The 22678-nt window shown below is 61.3% G+C and carries 22 protein-coding genes and 1 tRNA gene; 13 read left to right on the top strand and 10 right to left on the bottom strand.

Features of this window, described 5'->3' with window-relative positions:
* Positions 1 to 8: 8 nt before the first annotated feature.
* Genes purB through purD form a run of 3 tightly spaced genes read right to left on the bottom strand, consistent with a single transcriptional unit; the run spans position 9 to position 3660 of the window.
* Positions 9 to 1448, bottom strand: coding sequence for an adenylosuccinate lyase (purB, locus tag IM764_RS06575; protein WP_194187341.1), 1440 nt, complete (start codon positions 1446 to 1448; stop codon positions 9 to 11).
* Between the two features lie 51 nt (positions 1449 to 1499).
* The gene (locus tag IM764_RS06570; protein ID WP_099298080.1) at positions 1500 to 2399 is read right to left on the bottom strand and encodes an Fpg/Nei family DNA glycosylase; all 900 of its coding nucleotides are present in this window, start codon (positions 2397 to 2399) and stop codon (positions 1500 to 1502) included.
* On the bottom strand, positions 2392 to 3660 hold the full coding sequence (purD, locus tag IM764_RS06565) for a phosphoribosylamine--glycine ligase (protein ID WP_099298081.1): 1269 nt from the start codon (positions 3658 to 3660) through the stop codon (positions 2392 to 2394). The genes IM764_RS06570 and purD overlap by 8 nt, the downstream gene beginning before the upstream one ends.
* A gap of 66 nt (positions 3661 to 3726) precedes the next feature.
* Between purD and IM764_RS06560 the strand changes: the two genes are divergently transcribed.
* Entirely contained in the window at positions 3727 to 4128 is a 402-nt protein-coding gene (locus IM764_RS06560; RefSeq protein ID WP_194187340.1) for an HIT family protein, read from the top strand.
* Between the two features lie 15 nt (positions 4129 to 4143).
* A complete protein-coding gene (locus tag IM764_RS06555) occupies positions 4144 to 5373 on the top strand; it encodes a triacylglycerol lipase (RefSeq protein ID WP_234990788.1) in 1230 nt (409 codons plus the stop codon).
* Positions 5374 to 5419: 46 nt separating this feature from the next.
* Here IM764_RS06555 and IM764_RS06550 read toward each other — a convergent pair whose 3' ends face one another.
* Together IM764_RS06550 and IM764_RS06545 are read right to left on the bottom strand one after the other, a co-directional pair.
* On the bottom strand, positions 5420 to 6865 hold the full coding sequence (locus IM764_RS06550) for a cell wall metabolism sensor histidine kinase WalK (protein ID WP_194187339.1): 1446 nt from the start codon (positions 6863 to 6865) through the stop codon (positions 5420 to 5422).
* A gap of 112 nt (positions 6866 to 6977) precedes the next feature.
* Positions 6978 to 7685: a response regulator transcription factor gene (locus IM764_RS06545; RefSeq protein WP_099298275.1), complete on the bottom strand. Its 708-nt coding sequence runs from the start codon at positions 7683 to 7685 to the stop codon at positions 6978 to 6980.
* Positions 7686 to 7844: 159 nt separating this feature from the next.
* Between IM764_RS06545 and IM764_RS06540 the strand changes: the two genes are divergently transcribed.
* Complete coding sequence (locus tag IM764_RS06540) at positions 7845 to 8588, top strand: L,D-transpeptidase (protein ID WP_194187338.1); 744 nt, start codon at positions 7845 to 7847, stop codon at positions 8586 to 8588.
* 49 nt (positions 8589 to 8637) lie between these two features.
* Complete coding sequence (locus IM764_RS06535; protein ID WP_194187337.1) at positions 8638 to 9159, top strand: GNAT family N-acetyltransferase; 522 nt, start codon at positions 8638 to 8640, stop codon at positions 9157 to 9159.
* A 71-nt stretch (positions 9160 to 9230) separates the two neighbouring features.
* Here the strand turns inward: IM764_RS06535 and IM764_RS06530 are convergent.
* Positions 9231 to 9303 (bottom strand) — tRNA-Thr (locus IM764_RS06530).
* A gap of 117 nt (positions 9304 to 9420) precedes the next feature.
* Here IM764_RS06530 and IM764_RS06525 point away from each other — a divergent pair.
* Genes IM764_RS06525 through otsB form a run of 5 tightly spaced genes read left to right on the top strand, consistent with a single transcriptional unit; the run spans position 9421 to position 14318 of the window.
* On the top strand, positions 9421 to 11037 hold the full coding sequence (locus IM764_RS06525) for a threonine/serine exporter ThrE family protein (RefSeq protein ID WP_370551561.1): 1617 nt from the start codon (positions 9421 to 9423) through the stop codon (positions 11035 to 11037).
* A gap of 50 nt (positions 11038 to 11087) precedes the next feature.
* Positions 11088 to 11432, top strand: a complete 345-nt coding sequence (locus IM764_RS06520; protein ID WP_099298085.1) for a hypothetical protein — start codon at positions 11088 to 11090, stop codon at positions 11430 to 11432.
* A 25-nt stretch (positions 11433 to 11457) separates the two neighbouring features.
* A complete protein-coding gene (locus tag IM764_RS06515; protein WP_194187335.1) occupies positions 11458 to 12972 on the top strand; it encodes a trehalose-6-phosphate synthase in 1515 nt (504 codons plus the stop codon).
* Entirely contained in the window at positions 12969 to 13460 is a 492-nt protein-coding gene (locus IM764_RS06510; RefSeq protein ID WP_234990790.1) for a hypothetical protein, read from the top strand. The genes IM764_RS06515 and IM764_RS06510 overlap by 4 nt, the downstream gene beginning before the upstream one ends.
* A 51-nt stretch (positions 13461 to 13511) precedes the next feature.
* Positions 13512 to 14318, top strand: a complete 807-nt coding sequence (otsB, locus tag IM764_RS06505) for a trehalose-phosphatase (protein WP_234990791.1) — start codon at positions 13512 to 13514, stop codon at positions 14316 to 14318.
* Positions 14319 to 14330: 12 nt separating this feature from the next.
* Here otsB and IM764_RS06500 read toward each other — a convergent pair whose 3' ends face one another.
* Positions 14331 to 15473 (bottom strand): LacI family DNA-binding transcriptional regulator, encoded by a 1143-nt coding sequence (locus IM764_RS06500; RefSeq protein ID WP_099298087.1) that lies wholly within the window; start codon positions 15471 to 15473, stop codon positions 14331 to 14333.
* A gap of 104 nt (positions 15474 to 15577) precedes the next feature.
* Here IM764_RS06500 and IM764_RS06495 point away from each other — a divergent pair, with 104 nt between their 5' ends.
* Genes IM764_RS06495 through IM764_RS06485 form a run of 3 tightly spaced genes read left to right on the top strand, consistent with a single transcriptional unit; the run spans position 15578 to position 18210 of the window.
* Positions 15578 to 16555: a metal ABC transporter solute-binding protein, Zn/Mn family gene (locus tag IM764_RS06495; RefSeq protein WP_099298280.1), complete on the top strand. Its 978-nt coding sequence runs from the start codon at positions 15578 to 15580 to the stop codon at positions 16553 to 16555.
* A 33-nt stretch (positions 16556 to 16588) separates the two neighbouring features.
* Positions 16589 to 17290, top strand: coding sequence for a metal ABC transporter ATP-binding protein (locus tag IM764_RS06490; protein ID WP_099298088.1), 702 nt, complete (start codon positions 16589 to 16591; stop codon positions 17288 to 17290).
* Positions 17287 to 18210 carry a metal ABC transporter permease gene (locus tag IM764_RS06485; protein ID WP_194187334.1) on the top strand — a complete coding sequence of 308 codons (924 nt, stop codon included), beginning with the start codon at positions 17287 to 17289 and terminating at the stop codon, positions 18208 to 18210. Before IM764_RS06490 ends, IM764_RS06485 begins: the two co-directional genes overlap by 4 nt.
* Before the next feature lie 87 nt (positions 18211 to 18297).
* On the opposite strand, the gene rlmB is transcribed toward IM764_RS06485, so the two are convergent.
* Entirely contained in the window at positions 18298 to 19278 is a 981-nt protein-coding gene (gene rlmB, locus IM764_RS06480; protein ID WP_194187333.1) for a 23S rRNA (guanosine(2251)-2'-O)-methyltransferase RlmB, read from the bottom strand.
* A gap of 69 nt (positions 19279 to 19347) precedes the next feature.
* Between rlmB and IM764_RS06475 the strand changes: the two genes are divergently transcribed.
* Positions 19348 to 20748, top strand: a complete 1401-nt coding sequence (locus IM764_RS06475) for an MFS transporter (RefSeq protein WP_099298091.1) — start codon at positions 19348 to 19350, stop codon at positions 20746 to 20748.
* Here IM764_RS06475 and cysS read toward each other — a convergent pair.
* On the bottom strand, positions 20745 to 22181 hold the full coding sequence (gene cysS, locus IM764_RS06470) for a cysteine--tRNA ligase (RefSeq protein WP_194187332.1): 1437 nt from the start codon (positions 22179 to 22181) through the stop codon (positions 20745 to 20747). The genes IM764_RS06475 and cysS overlap by 4 nt on opposite strands.
* 4 nt (positions 22182 to 22185) lie before the next feature.
* Positions 22186 to 22674 carry a 2-C-methyl-D-erythritol 2,4-cyclodiphosphate synthase gene (gene ispF, locus IM764_RS06465; protein WP_194187331.1) on the bottom strand — a complete coding sequence of 163 codons (489 nt, stop codon included), beginning with the start codon at positions 22672 to 22674 and terminating at the stop codon, positions 22186 to 22188.
* Positions 22675 to 22678 lie beyond the last annotated feature (4 nt).

The raw sequence follows: 22678 nt of genomic DNA, 5'->3' as shown, positions 1-22678 counted from the left end.
ACGGGCAGTTAGAGAATGTCACCCGGGGTGTACTCGGCGGCTGCCTTATTGCGCGTCACAAAGTCAGCCACCCGGCGCAGTACCTGATCCACCTGGGTTTCTGCGGCGCCGATGAAGGCATGGCGGTCAGACAGTGCGTTTTCCAGGTCTCCCTTGGTCATCGGCAGGCGATCATCCGCTGCCAACCGATCCAGCAGGTCTTGGTCTCCGCCATTTTCGCGCATGTTCAAAGCCACGCCCACGGCGTGATCCTTGATGACCTCATGAGCGGTCTCGCGTCCCACACCTGCGCGCACCGCGGCCATGAGAATGCGGGTGGTGGCCAGGAACGGCAGGTAACGGTCCAGCTCGCGTTCGATCATCGCAGGGAAGGCGCCGAACTCATCCAGCACGGTCAGGAAGGTCTCGCACATTCCGTCGAAGGTGTAGAACGCATCCGGCAGCACCACGCGGCGAACCACAGAACAGAACACGTCGCCTTCGTTCCACTGCGCTCCAGCCAGATCTGCGGTCATGGTCAGATAGCCGCGCAGCAGCACCTGCATGCCGCCCACGCGCTCACAGGAGCGGGCGTTCATCTTGTGCGGCATAGCGGAAGAGCCAACCTGGCCTTCCTTGAATCCCTCGGTGACCGTCTCGTTGCCTGCCATCAAGCGGATGGTCATGGATAGCGAGCTCATCGCGGCACCAAGTTCCACCAGCGCGGAGATGGCGTCGAAATCGAGAGAACGAGGATAAACCTGCCCCACCGAATCAAACACGCGGCGGAATCCCAGATTGTCCGCGATGGAACGCTCGAGCCCGGCGAGCTTGTCCTCGTTGCCATCCACTAGATCCAGCATGTCCTGCGCGGTACCCATGGGTCCCTTGATGCCACGCAACGGGTAGCGATCCAGCAGGTCCTGGATGCGGTTGAGCCCCAGCATCAGCTCATCCGCCGCAGAGGCGAAACGCTTGCCCAGTGTGGTGGCCTGCGCTGCAACGTTGTGGGAACGGCCTGCCATCACCAGTGACTGGTACTGCCCGGCGCGCTTACCGATGCGATTGAGCACCGCAATGCCCTTATCGCGGGCCAGTTCCAGGGAACGGTAAACCTGCAACTGCTCCACGTTTTCCGTGAGGTCGCGGGAGGTCATGCCTTTGTGGATGTGTTCCTGACCAGCCAGCGCGTTGAATTCCTCGATGCGTGCCTTCACATCGTGGCGGGTGACCTTTTCCCGCTCGGCGATGGATTCCAGATCCACCTGATCCAGCACGTTTTCGTAGGCGGTAATCGCCTCGGCTGGCACGTCCACGCCGAGTCCCTTTTGCGCCTTCATCACGGAGATCCAGAGCTCGCGCTCCATGATGATCTTGTCCTCGGGAGACCAAATGCTGGTCATTTCCGGGGAGGCGTAGCGGTTGGCAAGGACGTTGGAAATCTTCTTCTTAGGCTGCACGTTGGCCATTATCCCACAAAGCAGGCGCGTCTCGTTACCCGTCTGCGTGCGGGCGACCGGTTAGCTCTGGCAGGTCGGGCACCAGAACAGATTCCGGCCTTCCACTACCCGTTCCGCGACCTCCGTTCCGCAGATATAACACGGTTGACCTGCGCGTCTGTAGACGTAGACCTCTCCCCCGTGGTCGTCTTTGCGCGGTTGCCGCCCCATCGCCTCTGGGGTGTGTTCCTCGCGCACAGTATCGATGCGCCCTGCGGCCTCGCCGTCTTTCATGAGCGTGACCAGGTCTGCCCAAATGGCCTTGTTTTCTTCCGACGCCAACTCCGCGCCCTCCCGCTCCGGCGAAATGCCTAGCCGAAAGAGCACTTCCGCGCGATAGATGTTGCCCACCCCGGCGTAGAACTTTTGGTCCATCAAGAGCGAGCCGATGGTCCGGCGAGTGCGCGAGACTTTGTCCATGACCTCGGCCAGGGTCTGTTCATTGGCTTGGTCGCTTCGCAACGGATCCGCGCCCAGCTCGGCCACCGCGATGTCTTTTTCTTCGTCGGTGATGAGCCGGCACCATTGCGGCCCGCGCAGGTTTGCGGCGAAAACGTTGCCCCACGTGCACATATCCTCGCCGCCTTCGGCGTCGATGCGGTGCACGTGGAGGCGTACCTGGCCTACGGGCGGCCCCGTTTGATAGGGCTCGATGTGGAAGGTGCCAATGAGCCCTAAATGGATGTGCACAATGTGCTCAGCTGCGCGTGCTCCGGGCTGCGCTCCTGCAGAGAAGTCCGGCACGTCAAAGTCCAGGAATAGGTGCTTTCCCCAGGCTTCGGCTCGCGTCAGGCGGGAACCGTTGAGCGCCGCAGCTTCGCGGGCGAACCGTCCCTGCGGAGAGGTGACGCGCAGAACCTGGCCTTGGAACTCACGATTGAGTTCGCGGGCCAGGCGATGGATGAGATGGCCCTCAGGCATCGACGCTGATCGCACCCCTAACTGCAGGCAAAGCGATGTCCGTGCGGAAGTGTCCACCGGGCAAGGTGATGTTCTTCAGCTCGTCATACGCGGCCTCGCGAGCCTGCTCAAGGGTAGCGCCAGTGGCCACCACGTTGACCACGCGACCGCCAGCGCTGACCAGGCCAGAACCGTCCTCAGCTGCCTTGACTCCCGCCGCTCTCACGCCACGGGACTCGCTGCCCGGATCTGCTCCCGTGATCGGGGTGCCGGTGATGGGCGATTCGGGGTAACCCTCAGCAGCCAGCACCACGGTCAGTGCGTAGCCGTCCTTCCACTGCAGCGGCTCCAGCTCGGCCAGGGTTCCGGTGGCCACCGCGTTAAGCACACCACCCAGTGGGGTCTCCAGTAGTTCCAGTACAGCCTGGGTCTCTGGATCGCCAAAGCGACAGTTGAACTCCACCACGGAAATGCCCTGCTCGCCCCAGGCCAGTCCGGCGTACAGCAGACCGTTGAACGGCACGCCGTCTTCCACCATCTGCTTAGCCACCGGGCGTACAACTTCATCGACGATGCGCTGCGTGCCGTCCTCCGGCAGCCAAGGCAGTGGGGTGTAGGCACCCATGCCGCCGGTGTTGGGACCTTGATCGTCATTACCCACGCGCTTGTGATCCTGGGCGGGCAGCAGCGGAACCACGGTTTCGCCATCGACCAAGCAGAACAGGCTGACCTCTGGGCCATCGAGGAAGCTCTCCAGCAGCACGGGGTTTCCGCCTTCGTGGACAGCCGCGATGTGCTCGCGGGCTTGGGAGTAATCGTCGGTCACTACTACGCCCTTACCTCCGGCTAGACCATCGTCCTTGACCACATAATGAGGCCCAAACTGCTCTAGGGCGGCGTCGATCTCTGAATCAGAAGCGCCCATGGAAACCGGCAACGCGCGTGCGGTCTTGACCCCGGCGCGCTCCATAACGTCCTTCGCAAACTTCTTCGAGCCCTCGATCTGGGCGGCCTGTGCGGACGGACCAAACACGGCGAAGCCCGCGGCGCGCAGCTCATCAGCAACTCCGGCGACCAAAGGAATCTCCGGACCAATCACCACCAGATCGGCCTGAATATCCTTGGCCAAATCTACCGGATCGCTCTGCGGATGCAGCGTGGCAACTGCACTCATGCCCGCATTACCAGGGCTAACGTGAACCTCCGTCACCTGGGGATCGCGGGACAAGGAGTAAGCCAAAGCGTGCTCGCGGGCACCGTTTCCGATCACAAGTATGCGCATGAATAACAGTGTAGCGTCACCGCTTTCACCGGCCACGTCAGCGCAATGTAGCTAGCATGGGTGAGCATGACGAGCGTATTTACCAAAATCATCAACGGCGAACTCCCCGGACGTTTTGTCTACCGCGATGACAAGGTCGCTGCGTTTCTCACCATCGAGCCCGTGGCCTACGGACACACCTTGGTGGTACCGATCCAAGAAGTGGACAAATGGACGGATCTGGACGCAGAGACCTGGGCGCACTGTAACTCGGTTGCGCAAAAGGTCGGCGCGGCAGTGATCGATGTGTTTGGCTCCGAACGCGCCGGCTACCTCATCGCCGGATTCGATGTGCCCCACACGCACATCCACATTTTCCCCGCCAACGACATGTCCGGATACAGCTTGGCCAACGCCATGAAACCGGACGAGACCGACGATGCCGCGATGGACGAGGCTGCCGAGAAGCTCCGGGCCACTCTTTCTTAAACCGAAGATTGTTTTGTGACTGACTCACCACGCCCTGGATCGCGTCACCAGCCGAAGGATTCGGACGTATCCGACGTCGATCCTGCTCAAGTCGATCCTGCTGACCTCGATACCGCCGACATCGAGGACGCAGCCGACGATGACGAATGGCTGCATGCCGAGGATATCGGCAACAATTCCCCCTTCGATGACCCGGATGACGATCTCGACGGCGAGATCGAAGGCGAACTGGACGGCAGCGTCGACGAACGCGAAATGGCCGAGCACCTCGGCGGCGACGATGCCCTAGTGTTGCGGGAAGGGGAAGCAGATTCAGAAGCTGCTTCCCGTGGGCTGTTCTCCCGCTTGGGCAGCGGCATGGCTTCCACCGGCAAGTTCATCTGGGATATTCCCGGCAACTTAGGCATCAACCGCAGCAATTCACCCCAACTCCGCAGGGAGCCTGCGGATGCCCCACTGGGCGCCCGGCAAGTATCCCACGGCTACGCGGACGACTTGTGGCAGGCCCGCCCTCCCCTGCACCGCCCATATCCGGTCATCTTGATCCACGGCACCATCAGTTCAAAGAACGTGTGGCAGAACTTAGTGCTGCGCTTGCGGGCCGATGACTTTGTGGTGTTCTGCCCCGATTACGGAGTACACGGAACGCAAGATATTCCCACGTCAGCAGCCGATGTGGGCGCGTATATCGAGCAAGTCATCGCCGCCACTGGAGCACCCCAGGTGGACATCGTGGGCCACTCTCAGGGTGGGCTGCTGGCGCGCTACTGGATTAATGAGATGGAAGGTGAGGATTACGTCCATCACCTCATCACTTTGGGCGCGCCACACCATGGCACGTCCCTGCTGGGCATGCTCGGCGGCCTGCTCACCAGTGAGACCACACAGCGCATGGCCACCGCCATGGTTCGTCGCATCTTCGGCCCCGCGGGCATGCAACAGGTGATGGGTTCCGCACTGCTGGAGACGCTGGCCGCCAGTCCGGATACACGACCGGACATTATTTACACCTGCTTTGCCACGCTGAATGATTCCACCGTGGTCCCGCCCGATCAGGCCTTTTTGGAGGGCGAGGGAACACGCTCGGATGGCTCTCCCCGAGTGAAAAACGCCTACCTGCAGGATTCCGGCATTCAGAGGTGCCGGCACGAGGAACTGCCCAGCAACCCCCACGTACAGGCTTTAGTCCAAGAGACGCTGCTGGATGGGTTAGAGCATGACCTGGACTGGACCGAAGACAGCTAGCTGCTGGCTGCTAGCTGCCGGTTTCCCCGCTGCCCTCGGCCGATGATCACTGACCTGATTCGAGAGAATCTTCAGACACTCGTGGCAACAAGATGCGGAAGCTCGTTCCTTTGCCTTCGGTGGAATGCACCGTGATGCTGCCACCATGCTGTTCCACCAGGCCCTTTACGATGGACAGACCCAGCCCCGAGCCGCCGGAGGCGCGGGAGCGCGAGACATCTGGCCGGTAGAAACGATCAAACAGGTGTGGCAGATCCTTTTCCGGGATTCCGCGCCCGTTGTCGCTGACCTCCACGATCAAGCTGTTTGGTGCCACGTCTGTATCGGTCCGCAGCACCACGGTGGTCTCTGCTTCCTCTCCCGCGTGGCGCATGGAGTTGGTCAGCAGGTTGCTGAGTACTTGGTGCAAGCGAGCGGAATCACCGACCACCACCGGCACACTTCCCGATTGGTTGCGCACGTTCACCACCCTGCCGGGGAAGGCTGCGCGCGTAGACTCTGCGGTTTCCAACGCCACCTCGAGCATGTCCACGCGATCACTGCGCATCGGCCTGCTCTCGTCCATGCGCACCAGCGCCAGCAAGTCTTCCACCAGCAGGCTCATGCGGCCGGCTTCTTCGGAAATCTTGCCCACCACCATGCCCGCATCGTCGGTCGCGCCGGAGGTGTAGAGCTCAGCGTATCCTCGCACGGAGGTCAGTGGGGTGCGCAGTTCGTGGGAGGCGTCCCCGATGAATCGGCGCATGGAGGCCTCAGATTTGCGGGCTTGTCTTTCCGACGCCGCCACTGTCACAAATGCTCCTTGAATCTGCTGCAACATGCGGTTCAGCGCTTCAGAGAGCCTGCCCACTTCCGTGCGTGGCGAACCCTCAGGAACGCGCTGCCCCAGCTGCCCGCGGGAGATCAATGACGCCGTGTATTCCACTTCATTCAACGGCTTGAGCGCGCGTCGCACGATGTACATGCTCAGCGCCATGACGCCTGCCAGCAGAGCGATTCCCAGCATCAGCTGGAAGAACACGAGCCGCGCCACGGTGTGCTCCACATCTGCCAGTGGGAGCGCCACGATAGTTACGGTACCGTCTGAGTTTTGCACGCTGGCCGCCCGCCACGATGACAAATCCGCTGATCCTGCCCGCGCCGGAACGGTTCTCGGTTGCCCGGGCTGTGTCAGCGAGGAGACCTCTGGAAGGGAATCCAATACAGAGTTAAAGGATTCCACCGAGTAATCGCCGTCTACCACCCGTACGTAGAACTCACTGGGAGGCCGCTTGGGACCGTCGTCGCCGGGGACGGACGTCTGCTGTTGTGGCTGTTGCGTCCCGGAATCGATGGTCTGGTGCGCCCACGTGTTGGTCGCATTAGTCAGCTGATCATCAATCTGCTGCACCATCACGTTTTGCAGGGTGGTTGTCACAGCCACGCCAAAGACAGTGAGGCCGAGCGCTGTCAGCAGTCCAATCACCATCACCAGCGACACGCGCAATGGCATGCGGCTCAGGATGTGCCGCGAGAACTTTCTCTTAGGACGCTCCTGCGTATCGGGACGTTCCTGTTCAGGGTTAGGAGAAAACACAGTGAATTATGTCCGAGTGATTCCTGGCTTAAGCCCGGGGCTTACGCAGCACGTAGCCCACGCCTCGGACAGTGTGGATGAGGCGAGGCTCGTCCGTATCGATCTTGCGTCGAAGATAGGAAACATAGCTCTCTACGACGTTGCCGTCTCCACCGAAATCGTAGTTCCACACGTGATCGAGGATCTTGGACTTGCTGAGCACAACCTCCGCGTTCACCATCAGATAGCGCAGCAGCTTGAACTCGGTGGGGGAAAGATCGATGATCTCGCCGGCCTTGGTGACTTCGTGCATGTCGTCATCGAGGGAGAGATCCTCGTAGGTGATGACGCTGGACTCCACTTCTTCCTCGGGAGTCACGCGGCGCAGGATGACGCGCAGGCGGGTGATGACCTCTTCGAGGGAGAAGGGCTTGGTGACGTAGTCATCCGCACCGATGGTCAGTCCGTGGATGCGATCTTCCACGCCATCCTTGGCCGTAAGGAAGAGCACGGGAGCCTCGTGGCCTTGGGCACGAAGCTTGCTGAGGAGGGTGAACCCGTCCATGCCCGGCATCATGACGTCCAGAATGAATGCATCTGGCTGGTACGCCTTGGCCAGCTCGAGGGCATCTGCCCCGTTGTCTGCGGTCTCGACGTCGAAGCCTTGGAACTTGAGGCTGACCTTGATGAGGTCTGAAATATTGGCTTCGTCGTCAACGACGAGCACCTTGACTGGCTGAGTATTGGGCGTTGTCATGATGTCATTGTGACTCACCCCAGTCCGGTTTGTCTGAATGGTCACTGTACGTTTCCTGTGAGAGATGGACCGGATAGTTTTCATAACGTTTTGATAAACTTCATGCGCGTCTCTCCTAAAGAATTCGCACTGTTTAACCAGCAGGCATACAGTATTCGCATGAGCAATTACATCGGCACCCACCGTCGTCCTAGCCGTACCGGTCGACGTGCAGCCTCTTTCGGCATCGCCTTCCTCGCAGCTTCCAGCCTCGGCAGTGGAGTTGCTTCCGCACAGCCCGCACTTCCCACCATCCCCGGAACGTCTCCGCAGGAGCTGAACCAGGCTCGCGAGAACTTCAACGACGGCGTGCTTGGTGTGCGTGACGGAGCAATCCGCGATACTAACAACCTCCCCGATGAAGCTCGCGTTCCTGTGCAGCAGGGCATCGATGACACCACGAACTTCGTGGCCCCCGGTGCGCTGCAGAAGCGCGAGGATGCACGCATTGCCGCACAGCAGAAGGCCGATGCTGCTCGTGCGGCCGCCGCAGCTGCTGCCCGCGCTCGGGCGAACAACCCTTGCCCTCCGTCCGCTCGTGCATGTGTGGACTTGGCCAACAACCGCACCTGGCTGCAGAACAACGGCAAGATCACCTACGGTCCGGTGACCATGTCCCATGGCAAGCCGGGTCAGGAAACCCCTCGTGGCAACTTCACCGTGCAGTACAAGGTGCGCGATGAGGTCTCCCGCGAGTTCAACAACGCGCCAATGCCTTTCGCCACCTACTTCACCAACCGTGGCCACGCGTTCCACCAGGGAACCACCAACACTCAGTCCGCTGGCTGCGTGCGCATGAACCGCGCTGACGCCGAGTTCTACTTCAACAACCTGAACCCAGGCGACCGCGTTTTCATCTGGTAGTTTCTTCTGCCACCCCGGGCTTTAGTGGGCGGCTGTTAGTCTGGATTTCATGACTACCAGCCACAACACTTCCAAGCTCCCCTCCTCGATCTCCTTCCGCCCTGCGCGGGAAGCAGATCGAGGTTTTTTGTTGGAGATGTTCCGCGAGGCGGACACGTGGGGTGAGGACAAGGATGTCTCGGACTCGTTTGCGCAGGACGTTGTTCTTTATGTCGACGCCTGGGACGAGAATCAAGGAGGCGTCATCCTAGAGGAAAACGGCGAGCCAATCGGCGCGTCCTGGCTACTCAACAAGACCGACGATGAGCATGCCGCCGGCTTTGTCTCTGCAGACATCCCCGAACTGGCCATTGCGCTAGCCAAGGGCAAGACTGGCGGCGGTCTCGGCGGAAAGCTGCTGATGGCGGCCGTGGAAGTGGCTCGAGATAAGGGCAAGCCCGGTGTGAGCCTCGCGGTGGACTTGGGCAATGATCGCGCGTTCCACGTGTACGAGAAGCTGGGCTTTGAGGATCGCGGGCTCAACGACGACGAGACGTGCCACGTGATGCTCTACGACTTCGCGAAGCACTGAGCTGAAACAACTAGCCTCAGATAAACACACAAGAACCCCAGGCAGAAACTATGTTCTACCTGGAGCTTTTGAGCTGGAGACGAGACTCGAACTCGCAACCTACGCATTACAAGTGCGTTGCGCTGCCAATTGCGCCACTCCAGCGTCACCCGTGCACTTTTAACGTGCTTAGGCAGTCCAAAGATTAGCAGTGTGTGCGGGGCTTCCACCAATTCGCCCGCCCCCTATTCTCGTGTCTCGTCCAACATGTACGGTAAGGGCGTGGTTATCAAGATCAAGGATGTAGTCCGCAAGGGTGCGGACCTCATGTTCTCCGGTAATAGGGCGACGATCGACGCCATACGCATGGCGCCGCCCCCTTCTCCCTTGGCCCCTATCGATTTCACCGATACCGCCAAGATTCACGCGGTGATGGACTTGGCCGCCCGCATTGGCGACCTGCTATTGGCGGCGGGCACTGGCAATTCGGATGCCAAAGCCCAGATCAAGGGCATTACCGCCGCGTACGGTCTGCACTACGTTCACGTGGACATCACGCTGAACACCATCACGATCTACGCCTACTATGACCAGTCCAAGAATCCCGCGTCCACGTTCCGCGTGGTGCACAGCCTAACCACGGACTTCTCTCGGCTTACCGAGGTGGATCGGCTCGTCCGTTCCATCGTTCGCGGTGGTGTGCAGTTGGAAGAAGCGCAAAAGATTCTCTTCGAGATCGAGGTCTCCCCGCTTCCCTACCGCAACCGTTACGCCTTGGGCGCGTGGGGATTCTTCGCTGGTGCTGTTGCACTGTTGCTGGGCGGTGGATGGGCCGTAGCTGTCGTGGCCACGTTCACCACCATTTTCACGGTGTTCGTCAACGCATGGCTGGCGTCGAAGTCTCTGCCGGTGTTCTTCCAGAACTTCATCGGTGGCTTCATCGCGGTGATTCCTGCTGGCGTGGCCTATCGCCTTGCGGACCAAATTGGCGTGTACTTGCCGCCTTCGCTGGTGGTCGCCTCCTGCATCGTTGCCTTGCTGGCAGGTTTGACTCTGGTTCAGGCCCTGCAAGACGGCGTGACCGGTGCCCCCGTGACGTCTTCCGCCAGGTTCTTTGAAACTTTGCTGCATACGGGAGGCATTATCGCCGGTATCGGTTCCGGTATCCAAGTGTCCACGGCCTTCGGTTTCTCCCTTCCACCACTGGATACTTCGCAAACTGTCGGCGCTTTCGGCACCACCACCGTTCAGATCCTCGCCGGTGCCGCGGCCACGGCGTTTTTCTGTGTGGCGTGTTTTACCGAGCGTCAAGCCACAATCGTCGCCTCAGCCGCTGCACTGATCGCCAGCTTTTTCTACTACCTGTTCATCGACAGTTGGGAACTCACCAGCGTTGCCGCCGGTGGAATCGCGGCGATTAGCGTGGGCTTTGCCGGTGGTGTGTTGTCCCGTCGTTTCATGATTCCGCCGCAAATCACCGCCGCCGCGGGCATCACCCCGTTCCTCCCCGGTCTGGCTCTCTACCGCGGCATGAGCTCGATCCTCAATGATCAGTTCGTGGTTGGTATCTCCAACCTCGCCATCGCGCTGGCAACCGCCACGGCATTGGCCGCCGGTGTAGTTCTGGGTGAGTGGACGGCGCGCCGTATCCGTCGCCCTAATCTGCCTCGGATGCGCGAGATCGCCATTACTCCACGCATGACCAAATCTGGCCGCGTGCGCCAACCACTGCACTGGCGTAAGCGCCAGGAAAAGGGCTCGCAGTCACTGTGGCAGCTGGACGCCCAGGTCGCCGAACGTGAAGCTCCACTATTGGAGGACTCGGCAGATGAGGACTCCGAAGCGGAAGGGGCAGAGTATGGCGTCGGCGGAAAAAAGAACGCCGACCCGCTAGAGTAGGATGGTTAGCAAGACCAGCAAGTAGAACCACAGAAACAAGGGGATGACACGTGCCGCCGAAGGTCACCGATAACCGCACCGCCAACACCGAATCACTGCACGCGGTGGAGGCGGAGACTGCAGAGGCCGCTCAGCGAATCGTCGCCACGTACTCGGAAGACTTCCTCGATGCTGTCACCCTCATGTCCATGCTGGGTGTGGAGCCAGAAGGTCTAATCCACCGCAAGGTCGTCGCGGACTTGGCCGCCGAAGAGGAAGAGGCCAAGAAGACCACCCGCAAGACCACCAAGAAGGCAGCGAAAAAGGCTGCCAAGAAGACGGCGAAGAAGGCAACTAAAAAGGTCACCGCGAAGAAGTCCACCGCTAAGAAAACCACCAAGAAGGCGGCGAAGTAAGCCGCAGATAGGCACGCGCTGCACCGTGACTGATCAGCCAGAATCCACTGACCACGCGTCCGCACCCGGCGCTGCCGATTTTGTTGTGGTGGCCAACCGGTTGGCGGTGGATCGCGCGAAAGATCTTAAGACCGGAGAACAGTCCTGGACGCCGTCGCCCGGAGGGCTGGTCACCGCGCTACGCCCGGTGCTGCGAGCCAACGACGGCGCGTGGATCGGCTGGCCCGGCACCACCGACCGCGTGGAAGATTCGGACATGCCCACGGTGGAAGAGGCAGGCGGTCTGCGCGCCATCCCCGTCAACCTCACCGCTAAAGATTTTGAGCAGTACTACGAGGGCTTTTCTAACGCCACACTCTGGCCGCTGTACCACGACCTGATCGTCCCGCCCCGCTTCGATCGTGACTGGTGGGAGTGCTACCAAGAGGTCAACCAGCGCTTCGCCGACCAAGCCGCGCGCACCGCTGCCCAAGATGCCACGGTGTGGGTGCAGGACTACCAGCTGCACTTGGTTCCGCAGCTGCTCCGCGACCAGCGTTCCGATGTGTGCGTGGGCTTCTTCCTGCACATTCCTTTCCCCAACCCGGAGCTTTTCCGCCAACTGCCGTGGCGCGACGAGCTACTCAAGGGCACGCTGGGCGCGGATGTCATCGGTTTCCATACGCAGGACAGCGCACGCAACTTCCTCGATACGCTGCGCGCGCTCGGCCACGAGGTCTCCACCGACGACGATGCCGATGCCGCTGAGTTCTTCCACGGCGCGCGGATGCCGGAGGATGGCTGCATCGTGGGGCGAGTCGCCCTCGAGGATGGCCGCACCGCGAAGATCGGGGTATTCCCCATCTCCATCGATTCCGCACAGGTTCAGCAGCAGTCCATGGCCGCAGAGACGTTGGCTGCGACCACCCAGCTACGCGCTCAACTGGGCTCGCCGAAGTACCTGCTGACTGGCGTGGATCGTTTGGACTACACCAAGGGCATCCTGCACCGATTGCTGGCCGTGGAATCCCTGCTGGATTCCGGCCAGCTGGATCCGGAAGACATCGTGATGGTGCAGGTGGCTACCCCTTCTCGCGAGCGTCTGGATGACTACCGCAAGGCGCGCGAAGAGGTGGAGAAGGTGGTCTCCCGCATCAACGGAAACTACGGCCAGCTGGGCCGTCCGCTGGTGCACTACATCCACCACGGCCTACCGTTTGCGCAGATCGTGGGTTTGTATGCCGCCACGGATATCATGCTGGTCACCGCCATCAAGGACGGAATGAACTTGGTGGCCAAGGAGTACGTGGCCAGCCATGCGGATGGTAGCGGCGCGCTGGTGCTCAGCGAGTTCACGGGTGCGGCCACGCAGCTCACACAGGCCTATCTGTGTAATCCTCACGATAATCAGTCCATTTGCGATGCGATTGTCCGCGCGATGGAGGAGCCCAATGAGACTCGCCGCGAGCGCATGAAGGCCATGTGGGAGCACGTGGAGGTCAATGACGTGAACCATTGGGCCAATACCTTCCTGCACCAGTTAAAGGAGGCACGTCAGTGACAGTCCTGGGTACCCGGAGGTTTCGCGGAGCGAGCGCAGTGGGCTTGCTCGCCGTGAGTGCATTGGGTCTTTCTGCCTGCGGCACTGACGAGGCACCGTTGGGTTCCACGCAGTGGCAAGTCACCTCTGTGTTCGACGCAAGCAACCGGCCGCACCAACTCGCCGAATCTTTGCAGGGCCGTTCTTTCCTAGTTTTCGGTGAAGATTCCTTCACGGGGGCAAGCGGCTGCATTTCGCTGAGCGGGGACCTGCAGTGGAACGAGGACGCCTCCGAGATGTCCATTGGTGAGGTGCACTCCGAAGAGTTCGGCGATGCTCGGTGCGTGCCGGGTGACGAGGACGTGGCGGATCGCCTCAGCTCGGTTCTGCGCGATGGCACCCTACACGTGTCTCGCCCCTCGGACACTTCCCTGCGGTTGCAGCGCGTGGATCCTGATTCACCGCAGTGGCAGGCCACCGGTTCCGTAGAATTCATCAGCGGCGCGTAAAGTTCACCGCGCTGTTGCCTCACCACACCATTTTCATCTGTGAAGGAGCACGTGACTGTGCTATCTGCTGCTGACGTTTCTTATCTCGCCGAGGTTCCAGAGTTGCTGGTCGCCATGGATTTCGATGGCACCTTGTCACCTTTTTCTGTGGACCCGTTTAACTGCCGTGCGGTGCCCGGCGCGATGGATGCGTTGCATACCCTGGCTGGTTTGCCGGGTACGTCGGTGATGGTCATTTCGGGGCGAAACATCGAGTTGCTTTCCGCTGTCACGGAGCTGGATGCAAGCAGGAGCGCGCAGGCTGCCCGGGGTGGCGATGGCATCATCCGCATGGTGGGCAGCCACGGCGCTGAACCTGCGGATAAACCTTTGGTCAAGCTCAGCGATCCGCAGCGGGAGCTGCTCAGCCAGTTGGCGTTGTTCGCTGAGCAGCAGGCGCAGCGGGATCCGGGCATGTGGGTGGAGCGCAAGCCGGTTGCTGTCGGTCTGCACACTCGCGGGGCCAAGGATCGCTTTGTGGCGGTGACTGCGGCGCAGGAGTATCAGGATTTCGCCCTGGATTGTGAGGGGGCGAAGGTCACGGTGGGCAAGGACATCGTGGAGGTATCGGTGGTCTCTGCAACGAAGGGCGGCTACGTCTCCGAGTTTGTGGCGCAGGCAAACCCAGGCATCGATGCAGTGGTTTTCGCTGGTGATGACACCACCGACGAGACCGTGATGAACATCCTGCGCCCTGGCCAGGACATCGGCATCAAGGTCGGCGAGGGCGAGTCCGCAGCTACCCGCCGACTGCCAGATCCAGAGGCCGTCCGCGATTTCCTGCAACAGCTGGCGCAGGCCCGCGCCGCTCGCGGCTAGATTGGCGCGAAGCTACTCGGTAGCCCCTGTTCGTGGTGCACCGATCGATTCTCCGTCCATCACGGACGTCTCCAGCAGGATCCTCGTGGCCCCCGTGCCCGCCCCCCGTTTCTTGATGCGCCCGGTGTGTTCGTTGTGTGTTTGTTCAATGTTCGACGCCAACATTTCCCCGCTGGACCGCCCCTTATCCTTGGACGGCTGACGGACGGTGACGATGCCCCGGTTGACTGCCTGCGGAATGCCATCGAATCCGGTCACGGACAGATCCCGCGGGATCATGCCGCCGCGGCCTTCCACCACGTCGGCTACGGCCAGCGCCATGGAGTCCACGGTGCATATCACTGCCGTGAGCTCTGGATGTGCATCGAGGAGCTCCTCGGCCGCGCTACGGGAATTGTCCTGATCATTGATGTGCCGCTCCACGATGGGCACATTGTCCTGCGAGATCCCGGCCTCTGCCAGCACGGCGAGAGCTCCTTCGATGCGGGAGCGCTGCACGTGCATCTTTGCGGTGCGCAGCCGTTCTGCGGATACCGGGCCGTTGTTGGGGGTTCTATCTAAGCGGATGCACAGCATGCCGATCTTGCGGTGTCCAGCATCCACTAGCCGCTGCACCACGGGCTGGATCGCTTGGCCATCGTCGATGCCCACGTAGTGGATGCGATGAGCATCGGCGGGCTGATCGCAGATGACGGTGGGGATGTTGCGTCGAACAACGGCCTCGAGGAAAGGATCATCCTGCGCCACCGAATACACGATGAACCCATCTACGCTGGCCTGGTTGATCAGCTCTGCGGCGCGATTCGCAGAGGTTTCGGGATCCACGCCGGCCGGGATGAGCAGCATAGAGGCGTTCATTTTGCTGCAGGACTCGGAGACTCCGGCCATGAACTCCAGAGAGGCTTGATCCTCGAATGCGTAGGTGAGCTCCTCAGTGAGGAGAACGCCAATGGCTCCCGCGTGCCGGGTGCGCAGCGAACGCGCCGTGGGATCTGGACCGGGGTATCCCAAGCGCGTGGCGGTGTTGAGGATTTTCTCCCGCAGCTCTTCAGATAGCTGATCCGGCTTGTTGTACGCATTGGAGACGGTGGTTCGAGAAACGCCCAGCTCAGCAGCGATGGAGGCGAGGGTGCCTCGGCGGGCGGATCGATTCATGGTCTCTAGTCTATGGCGTGGCCGGACAACGTGCCCACGAGGAGGAGGTTTGTCTTTAACAGCCTTAATTGACAATGGTTGTCAGGTTACTTAATCTCAAGATCATGAAACGCTCACTTGCTGCACTCCTTGGCGCTACCACCCTCACCCTGGGCCTGACCGCCTGTGCCGAAGGCGGATCCAATGACAGCCCCGCAGACGACGGAAAGATCTCCGTGGTGGCTTCCACGTCCATCTACGGCGACCTAGCCAAGGCTCTGACCGATGGCAACGACAAGGTGGAAGTGACCTCTATTTTGTCCTCCACCAACGACGATCCCCACGAGTTTGAGCCCACCGCACGCAATATCGCGCAGATACGCTCCGCAGACCTCGTGGCGGCTAACGGCGCTGGCTACGATAACTGGCTGACCGATAACGTCAACGAATCCGTACCCATGGTGACCGCCGCTCCACTTGCCGAGGCGCATACCCACGATCACGGAAACCACGATCACGCCGAAGACGAGCACAACCACGCTGCTTCTGGTTCCGAGGAAGACAGCGGCGCCAATCACTCCGGCCATAACCACGGCGCGGCATTCGCCGACGATCCGCACATGTGGATGGACATGGACAAGGTCAACGAGCTCGCCGAGGGCTTGGCAGAAGAGTTGCACAAGCTCGATGACTCTTTTCCGGAGGACGCAGAAAGCATCACCTCCAAGACCCAAGACTTCACCGAGCGCGTGGATCAGCTGCCCGCAAGGAACTACATGCTCACCGAACCCGTGGCCTCTCACCTATTGGGCGAATCTTCTCTTCATGACGTGACCCCCAGCGGGTTCGCAGAAGCAGTGGCCAAGGAATCCGAGCCCTCTGCCGCCGATATCGCTGCAGCACAGAAAGAGATCTACGACGGCCACGTGGATTTCCTGGTCACCAATACCCAATCCCAAACCGCAGCGTCTCAAGAGCTGATCCGCGCGGCAGAAGAAAAGAACATCCCGGTGGTCAATATCAACGAGACCCCAGACTCCGGCGATGACTACTTTGACTACGTCAATCACTTCATTAAGGACCTGGAAAAGGCCACCGAGTAGCACCAATTCTCCACCGGCGTAGATTGTTTAACCATGCCTTTAACTTTTCGCGATGCAGCGGTGAAGCCGCTGTGGAGTGACCTCAACTTGGGGGTCGCTCCCGGCGAGTTCCTCGCCGTGCTCGGCTCCAACGGCGTGGGCAAGTCCACCTTGCTCAACGTCGCCCTTGGCACCCGCTCGTTGACGCACGGTTCCGTTCAGGTGGACGGGCCCGTTGGCTACATTCCCCAGCAGCGGATGTTTGATCCGCAAACTCCCCTGCGCGCCAAGGACCTGGTGGGGCTAGCGCTGGCGCACGGAGTGGTGAAGAACCGGCGGCCATCTGCTCACCAGGTGGCCGCGGCACTGGAGCAAGTTGGCGCCACAGGGCTGGCTGATCTTCGCGTGGGGGAACTGTCCGGCGGACAGCAGCAGCTCATTCGCCAAGCGCAGGCTCTGGCAAACGATCCACGGGTGCTGCTGTGCGACGAGCCTTTGCTCTCCATGGATTTGCGCGCGCAACAACGCACCGTTCACCTACTTGACCAGCGCAGACGTGAGCATAACACGGCCGTGGTGTTCGTCACGCACGGCATCAATCCCATTTTGGATGTCACTGATCGCGTCCTGTACATCACTCCACACGGACACGTTATCGGCTCGGTGGAGGAAATCATGACCTCCGAGACTCTCTCCGCGCTCTATCGCACCGAGGTAAAGGTTCTCAACGTCGACGGAAAACTGGTGGTCGTATGAGCGAGTTTCACACCGGATCCTGGTGGGCTGATACGCAGATGTTGTTGGGCATCGACTTTGTACAAAACGCCATCCTCGCGGCACTCTTGCTGGGCATCATCTCCGGCGCCATCGCGCCGCTGATCGTCATGCGCAAGATGAGCTTCATGGCCCACTCCACGGGTGAACTCGCACTGATGGGCGCCTCCGCCGCACTGTTGTTTGGCTTTGGCGTGAGCTGGGGTGCGGTACTCGGCGCGGTGCTGGCAGCACTCGTGCTGACCGCGCTGGGAAACCGCGAGCAGGATGCCATTGTCGCGGTGGTGCTGAGCTTTGGCATGGGACTATCCGTGCTGTTTATCCACCTCTACCCCGGCCGTTCCACCGAAGCGTTTAGCCTTCTGACCGGGCAGATCGTGGGCGTTTCCAACTCTTCACTGGGCGGTCTGGCGCTGCTTTCGGTAGCGGTCGTAGTGGTGATGGCTCTGCTGTGGCGGCCACTGTTGTTTGCGACAGTCGATCCGATCGTGGCGGCCGCATCGGGCGTGAAAGTGCGCACGTTAGCTCTAGTTTTCGCCGCGATCATCGGCGTGGTGGCCAGCCAAGGAGTGCAGGTGGTGGGCGCGCTGTTGCTCATCGCCCTGCTGATCACGCCCGGTGCCGCCGCCATCAAAATCACCGCCAATCCCGTGGTGGCCGTGGTGCTTTCCGGCCTGTTTTCTGTGACGGCTGCGGTCGGCGGTCTCATAGCCTCGCTGGCTCCAGGTCTTCCGGTCAGTGTGTTCGTGACCAGTATTTCTTTCGTGATCTACCTGGCGTGCCGGGCGGTGGCGTCAATGAAAGGTCGACGCCTACACGCAGACGAGGTCCGCGCGCGTGAATTCGATCCCCACGATCACCATCACGCAGACCCCAATGACCCGGCTCCGGCTCATCACTAGAACCCGGGCCGGGAATACAAGCTAAGCGCTCTTGCGGCGGTTACGCACCGAGGACAGCGCCACGAAAATGCAGCCCAGCGCCATCTGTTACTTGCCAGTCTCCACGCGACGCTGGCGCGCAAACTCGCTGAGAACCACACCCGCAGCAACCGATGCGTTCAAGGATTCCACCTTGCCGGCCATCGGGATGCTCAGGATCGTGTCACAGGTCTCTCGTACCAGGCGGGACAATCCTTTGCCTTCGGAACCCACCACGATCACCACGGGAGTGGTGCCATCGTAGGTATCCAGCGTGTGGTCGCCACCAGCATCCAAGCCAATGACCTGGTAGCCGGACTGCTGCAGCTGCTTAAGCGAGCGCACCATGTTGGTGGCCTTCGCCACGGGAAGGCGCGCGGCCGTTCCTGCTGAGGTTCGCCATGCGACGGCCGTCACGGATGCCGAACGGCGCTCTGGAATGATCACGCCGTGCCCACCGAAGGCCGCCACGGAGCGGATCACTGCGCCCAGGTTGCGGGGGTCAGTGATGTTGTCCAGCGCCACGATCATGCCGGGCTTGCCGGTGGACTGCACGCGTTCGATAACGTCTTCTACCTCGTCGTACTGGAACGGAGGTACCTGCAGGCCGATACCCTGGTGCATGCCGTTGCCGGTCATCCGATCCAGTTCTTGGCGCGAGACTTCCAGCACCGCGATGCCGCGGTCCGCGCAGGTGTGCACGGCCTCAGCCAATCGCTCATCGCTCTTGGTGCCTTCTGCTACGTACAGAGCCGTCGCGGGCACCTGCGCGTGCAGGCACTCGATCACCGGGTTGCGACCGACAACCAGTTCTACCTGCTCGTCCATGCCGTGACGTTGACGGATTGCCGCTCGGTTGTCGTGCGCACCGGAAGAGCGACGCTGTTGCTGCTTCTTGCGCTTATACGCTGCGTGGTAGGTCCTGTCTTCTGCCTTCGGGGTGTCTTTCTTGCCTGCCAAGCCTCGCCGACGCTGTCCCCCGGATCCTTTGGCTGCGCCCTTCCGCTCTGTTTTGCGGATGGCACCCTTACGCTGTGAATTGCCAGCCATTACTCTCCCTTATATTTTCGCTCCGCCAAGTCTAACGCCCACGCCCCGATAAGGGTATTATCCCAAGTCATGACTTCAGGAGGCGTGGGTAGCGACCCCGCACATTCGCCCGTGGGCCAAGCCCCTTTTTCTTCCGACGCCAACTCCTCGCCGTCTCGGACTGAGCGTCTCGATTCCTTACCTGTGACTCGCAAACATGCGCGGATCTTGGGCACTTCTGGTGTGGGTTGGGCCATGGATGCGATGGATGTGGGCTTGATTTCGTTCGTGATGGCCGCGCTGTCTGTGCAGTGGTCGCTGAGCACCACTCAGACCAGCTGGTTGGCTTCCACCGGATTCGTGGGCATGGCCTTGGGTGCCACCTTGGGCGGTCTGCTGGCGGATAAGTTCGGCCGCCGCCAGATTTTTGCTGCCACCCTGATCATCTACGGAGTGGCCACCGGTGCATCCGCGCTGTCCGGAAGCCTCGCAGTACTCATCGTGTTCCGTTTCCTGGTGGGTCTCGGTTTGGGCGCGGAGCTACCCGTGGCCTCCACCCTGATCTCGGAGTTCTCCCCACGAGCAGTGCGCGGCCGCATGGTGGTGCTGCTCGAGGCATTCTGGGCGCTGGGGTGGATCCTGGCCGCGGTGATCGGCACATTTATCGTCAGCGGTTCCGCCGATGGCTGGCGCTGGGCCCTGGCCCTGGGATGTATCCCTGCGCTGTACTCGGTGGTGATCCGCCGCGGCATGCCAGAATCTGTGCGCTTCCTCGAGTCTCAGGGCAAGCACGAGGAGGCGGAAGCGGTGGTTCGCTCCTTTGAGGAATCCCCGGCGCTGGCGTCGAAGAAAATCAACGCGATGGAAGAGACCGTGATCGTTCACGACCACGCCGTGGAACAAGCCACCGGGATTTGGGGGCGGGCGCTGGCGAAGCGGACCGCGGCGCTGTGGGTGGTGTGGTTCTGCATCAACTTCAGCTACTACGGGGCGTTCATTTGGATCCCTTCGCTGCTGCACGCCCAAGGGTTCACGCTGGTGAAGTCCTTTACGTTCACCCTGATCATCACCCTCGCGCAGCTCCCGGGCTACGCGGTCAGCGCATTCCTGATCGAGCGGTGGGGACGGCGTGCCACGCTGGCTACGTTCCTGGTGGGCTCGGCGCTGTCAGCTGCCGGATACGGGCTGGCGGACGCCGAGTGGCAAATCATCGTGGCGGGTTGTTTCCTGAGCTTCTTCAACCTCGGCGCATGGGGCGCGCTGTACGCGATCGGCCCGGAACTCTACCCCACCAGCCTGCGCGGCACAGGCACGGGAGCTGCGGCGGGATTTGGCCGTATCGCCTCAATCCTCGCGCCACTAACGGTGCCACCGCTGCTGAGCTTCGGTGGCCAGGGCTTGCTGTTCGCGGTATTCGGTATTGCCTTCGCGGTTGCCGCGCTGGCTGCGTTTACGCTGCCGGAGCAGCGCGGGAAGGCGCTGGCTGACTAGCCCTTCAGCGACCACTTCGCGCCGTCGGCGGTGTCCGTGACCTCCACGCCGGCAGCTGCCAAGCGGTCGCGCACCTCGTCGGCAACCGCCCAGTCCTTCTCGGCACGGGCGGTGGAACGGCGCTCCAGCTCCGCCTGGACCAGCACGTCCAGCGCGCCCATCGCGGAATCTGAACCACCACGAGTGGCCAAGGTGGACTCCAGCCACGTGTGACTAAGTGGATCCACGCCCAGCACCGCGGTCATGGCGCGGACTTCGCTGGCGATGCGGATGGCATCCGCCTTGGCTTCTGCGTCCCCAGCCTCGGCCTTTTCTAGCGCCTTGTTGCCGCGGCGGATGGCATCGTGAATGATGGCCAGCGCTTGCGGCACAGCCAAGTCCTCGTCCATCTTCTCAGCGAACTCCGGCAGAACCTCTCCGACGGGCACGGCAACGTCAGGGGTGGCATCGGGAATCAACGAAGAAGCCCGCACAACGAACTTTTCGATACGACGGTAACCCGCTGCGGCCTCGGCCAATGCAGCCTCAGAATACTCCAGCATGCTGCGGTAATGCGCGCTGCCAAGGTAGTAGCGCAGCTCCACAGGGCGAACCAGCTTCAACACGTTGGGGATGCTCAACACGTTGCCCAAAGACTTGGACATCTTCTCACCGGACATGGTGACCCAGCCGTTGTGCATCCAGTAATTGGCAAAGGTATCGCCTGCGGCATGGGCCTGCGCGGCCTCGTTCTCGTGGTGCGGGAATTGCAGGTCGAGGCCACCGCAGTGAATATCGAACTCGCCACCGAGGTAGGTGGTTGCCATCGCGGAGCACTCGATGTGCCAGCCAGGACGTCCCCTGCCCCACGGGGTGTCCCACGCGGGCTCACCGGACTTGGCGGCCTTCCACATGGTGAAATCGCGCGGATCCTGCTTGCCCTGACCAGCGGATTCACCCTGGTCCATCTCGTCGATCTTCTGCCCGGAAAGGAACCCATAGTTCTTAATCGCGGCGGTGCGGGCATACACGTTGCCCTCGGAAGCATAGCCCAAACCGTTATCGATGATGCGCTGCATGTACTCGATCATCTGCGGGATATGCCCGGTGGCGCGCGGCTCGATGGACGGCGGGGTCACGCCCAGCTGGTCATACGCCCAGTTGAAGGCGCGCTCGTGCGTAGCGGCCCACTCCCACCACGGGCGACCGTTCTCCGCGGCTTTGGTGAGAATCTTGTCGTCGATGTCCGTCACGTTGCGCACGAAGGCCACGTCCAGGCCCTTGGCCTCCAGCCAATTGCGCAACACATCGAACGCCACCCCGGAGCGCACGTGCCCGATGTGTGGGATGGACTGCACCGTGGCTCCACACAGGTACACGCTGGCGTGGCCGGGCCGGACTGGCTGGAAGTCGCGAAGTGTACGGGTTGCGGTGTCGTAGATTCTCAAAGTCACGCCCTCATTGTAGGTCAGGCTCAAAAACGATCGCCGTGGCCACCGCCGCCACGCCTTCCCCGCGTCCGGTGAACCCCATGTGGTCTGTCGTGGTGGCGGAAACACGCACGGGAGCGCCGATGATCTCGCCCATCACGCACTCTGCTTCTTCCCTACGGGGTCCCATTTTGGGGCGATTGCCCACCATCTGCACGGCCGCGTTGCCAATCTGAAAACCTTTGGATTCCAGCAGCTCACGGCATTCTTTGAGCAGCTGTGCGCCGGAGACGTTGTCATACTTCTTTTGCCCCACACCCACGAAGGATCCGAGGTCTCCCAAGCCAGACGCACTCAGCAGCGCATCCACCACCGCATGCGCCACCACGTCACCGTCAGAGTGCCCTTCGCAACCGTGCTCTTCCTCGAACAGCAGGCACGCCATCCAGCAGGGCTTTCCCGGCTCAACCTGATGGGCATCGGTGGCGATTCCTACGCGTGGGATGGGCATGCTCATGTCT

This window comes from Corynebacterium sp. ED61, assembly GCF_015233855.1.
Lineage (GTDB): Bacteria > Actinomycetota > Actinomycetes > Mycobacteriales > Mycobacteriaceae > Corynebacterium > Corynebacterium dentalis.
This window is presented reverse-complemented; position numbering and strand designations above follow the sequence as displayed.

Excerpts from the sequence above, each read along its gene's own strand:
- purB (WP_194187341.1), bottom strand. The coding sequence starts at position 1,448 with ATGGCCAACGTGCAGCCTAAGAAGAAGATTTCCAACGTCCTTGCCAAC.
- IM764_RS06570 (WP_099298080.1), bottom strand. The coding sequence starts at position 2,399 with ATGCCTGAGGGCCATCTCATCCATCGCCTGGCCCGCGAACTCAATCGT.
- purD (WP_099298081.1), bottom strand. The coding sequence starts at position 3,660 with ATGCGCATACTTGTGATCGGAAACGGTGCCCGCGAGCACGCTTTGGCT.
- IM764_RS06560 (WP_194187340.1), top strand. The coding sequence starts at position 3,727 with ATGACGAGCGTATTTACCAAAATCATCAACGGCGAACTCCCCGGACGT.
- IM764_RS06550 (WP_194187339.1), bottom strand. The coding sequence starts at position 6,865 with ATGCCATTGCGCGTGTCGCTGGTGATGGTGATTGGACTGCTGACAGCG.
- IM764_RS06545 (WP_099298275.1), bottom strand. The coding sequence starts at position 7,685 with ATGACAACGCCCAATACTCAGCCAGTCAAGGTGCTCGTCGTTGACGAC.
- IM764_RS06540 (WP_194187338.1), top strand. The coding sequence starts at position 7,845 with ATGAGCAATTACATCGGCACCCACCGTCGTCCTAGCCGTACCGGTCGA.
- IM764_RS06535 (WP_194187337.1), top strand. The coding sequence starts at position 8,638 with ATGACTACCAGCCACAACACTTCCAAGCTCCCCTCCTCGATCTCCTTC.
- IM764_RS06500 (WP_099298087.1), bottom strand. The coding sequence starts at position 15,473 with ATGAATCGATCCGCCCGCCGAGGCACCCTCGCCTCCATCGCTGCTGAG.
- IM764_RS06495 (WP_099298280.1), top strand. The coding sequence starts at position 15,578 with ATGAAACGCTCACTTGCTGCACTCCTTGGCGCTACCACCCTCACCCTG.
- IM764_RS06490 (WP_099298088.1), top strand. The coding sequence starts at position 16,589 with ATGCCTTTAACTTTTCGCGATGCAGCGGTGAAGCCGCTGTGGAGTGAC.
- IM764_RS06485 (WP_194187334.1), top strand. The coding sequence starts at position 17,287 with ATGAGCGAGTTTCACACCGGATCCTGGTGGGCTGATACGCAGATGTTG.
- rlmB (WP_194187333.1), bottom strand. The coding sequence starts at position 19,278 with ATGGCTGGCAATTCACAGCGTAAGGGTGCCATCCGCAAAACAGAGCGG.
- IM764_RS06475 (WP_099298091.1), top strand. The coding sequence starts at position 19,348 with ATGACTTCAGGAGGCGTGGGTAGCGACCCCGCACATTCGCCCGTGGGC.
- ispF (WP_194187331.1), bottom strand. The coding sequence starts at position 22,674 with ATGAGCATGCCCATCCCACGCGTAGGAATCGCCACCGATGCCCATCAG.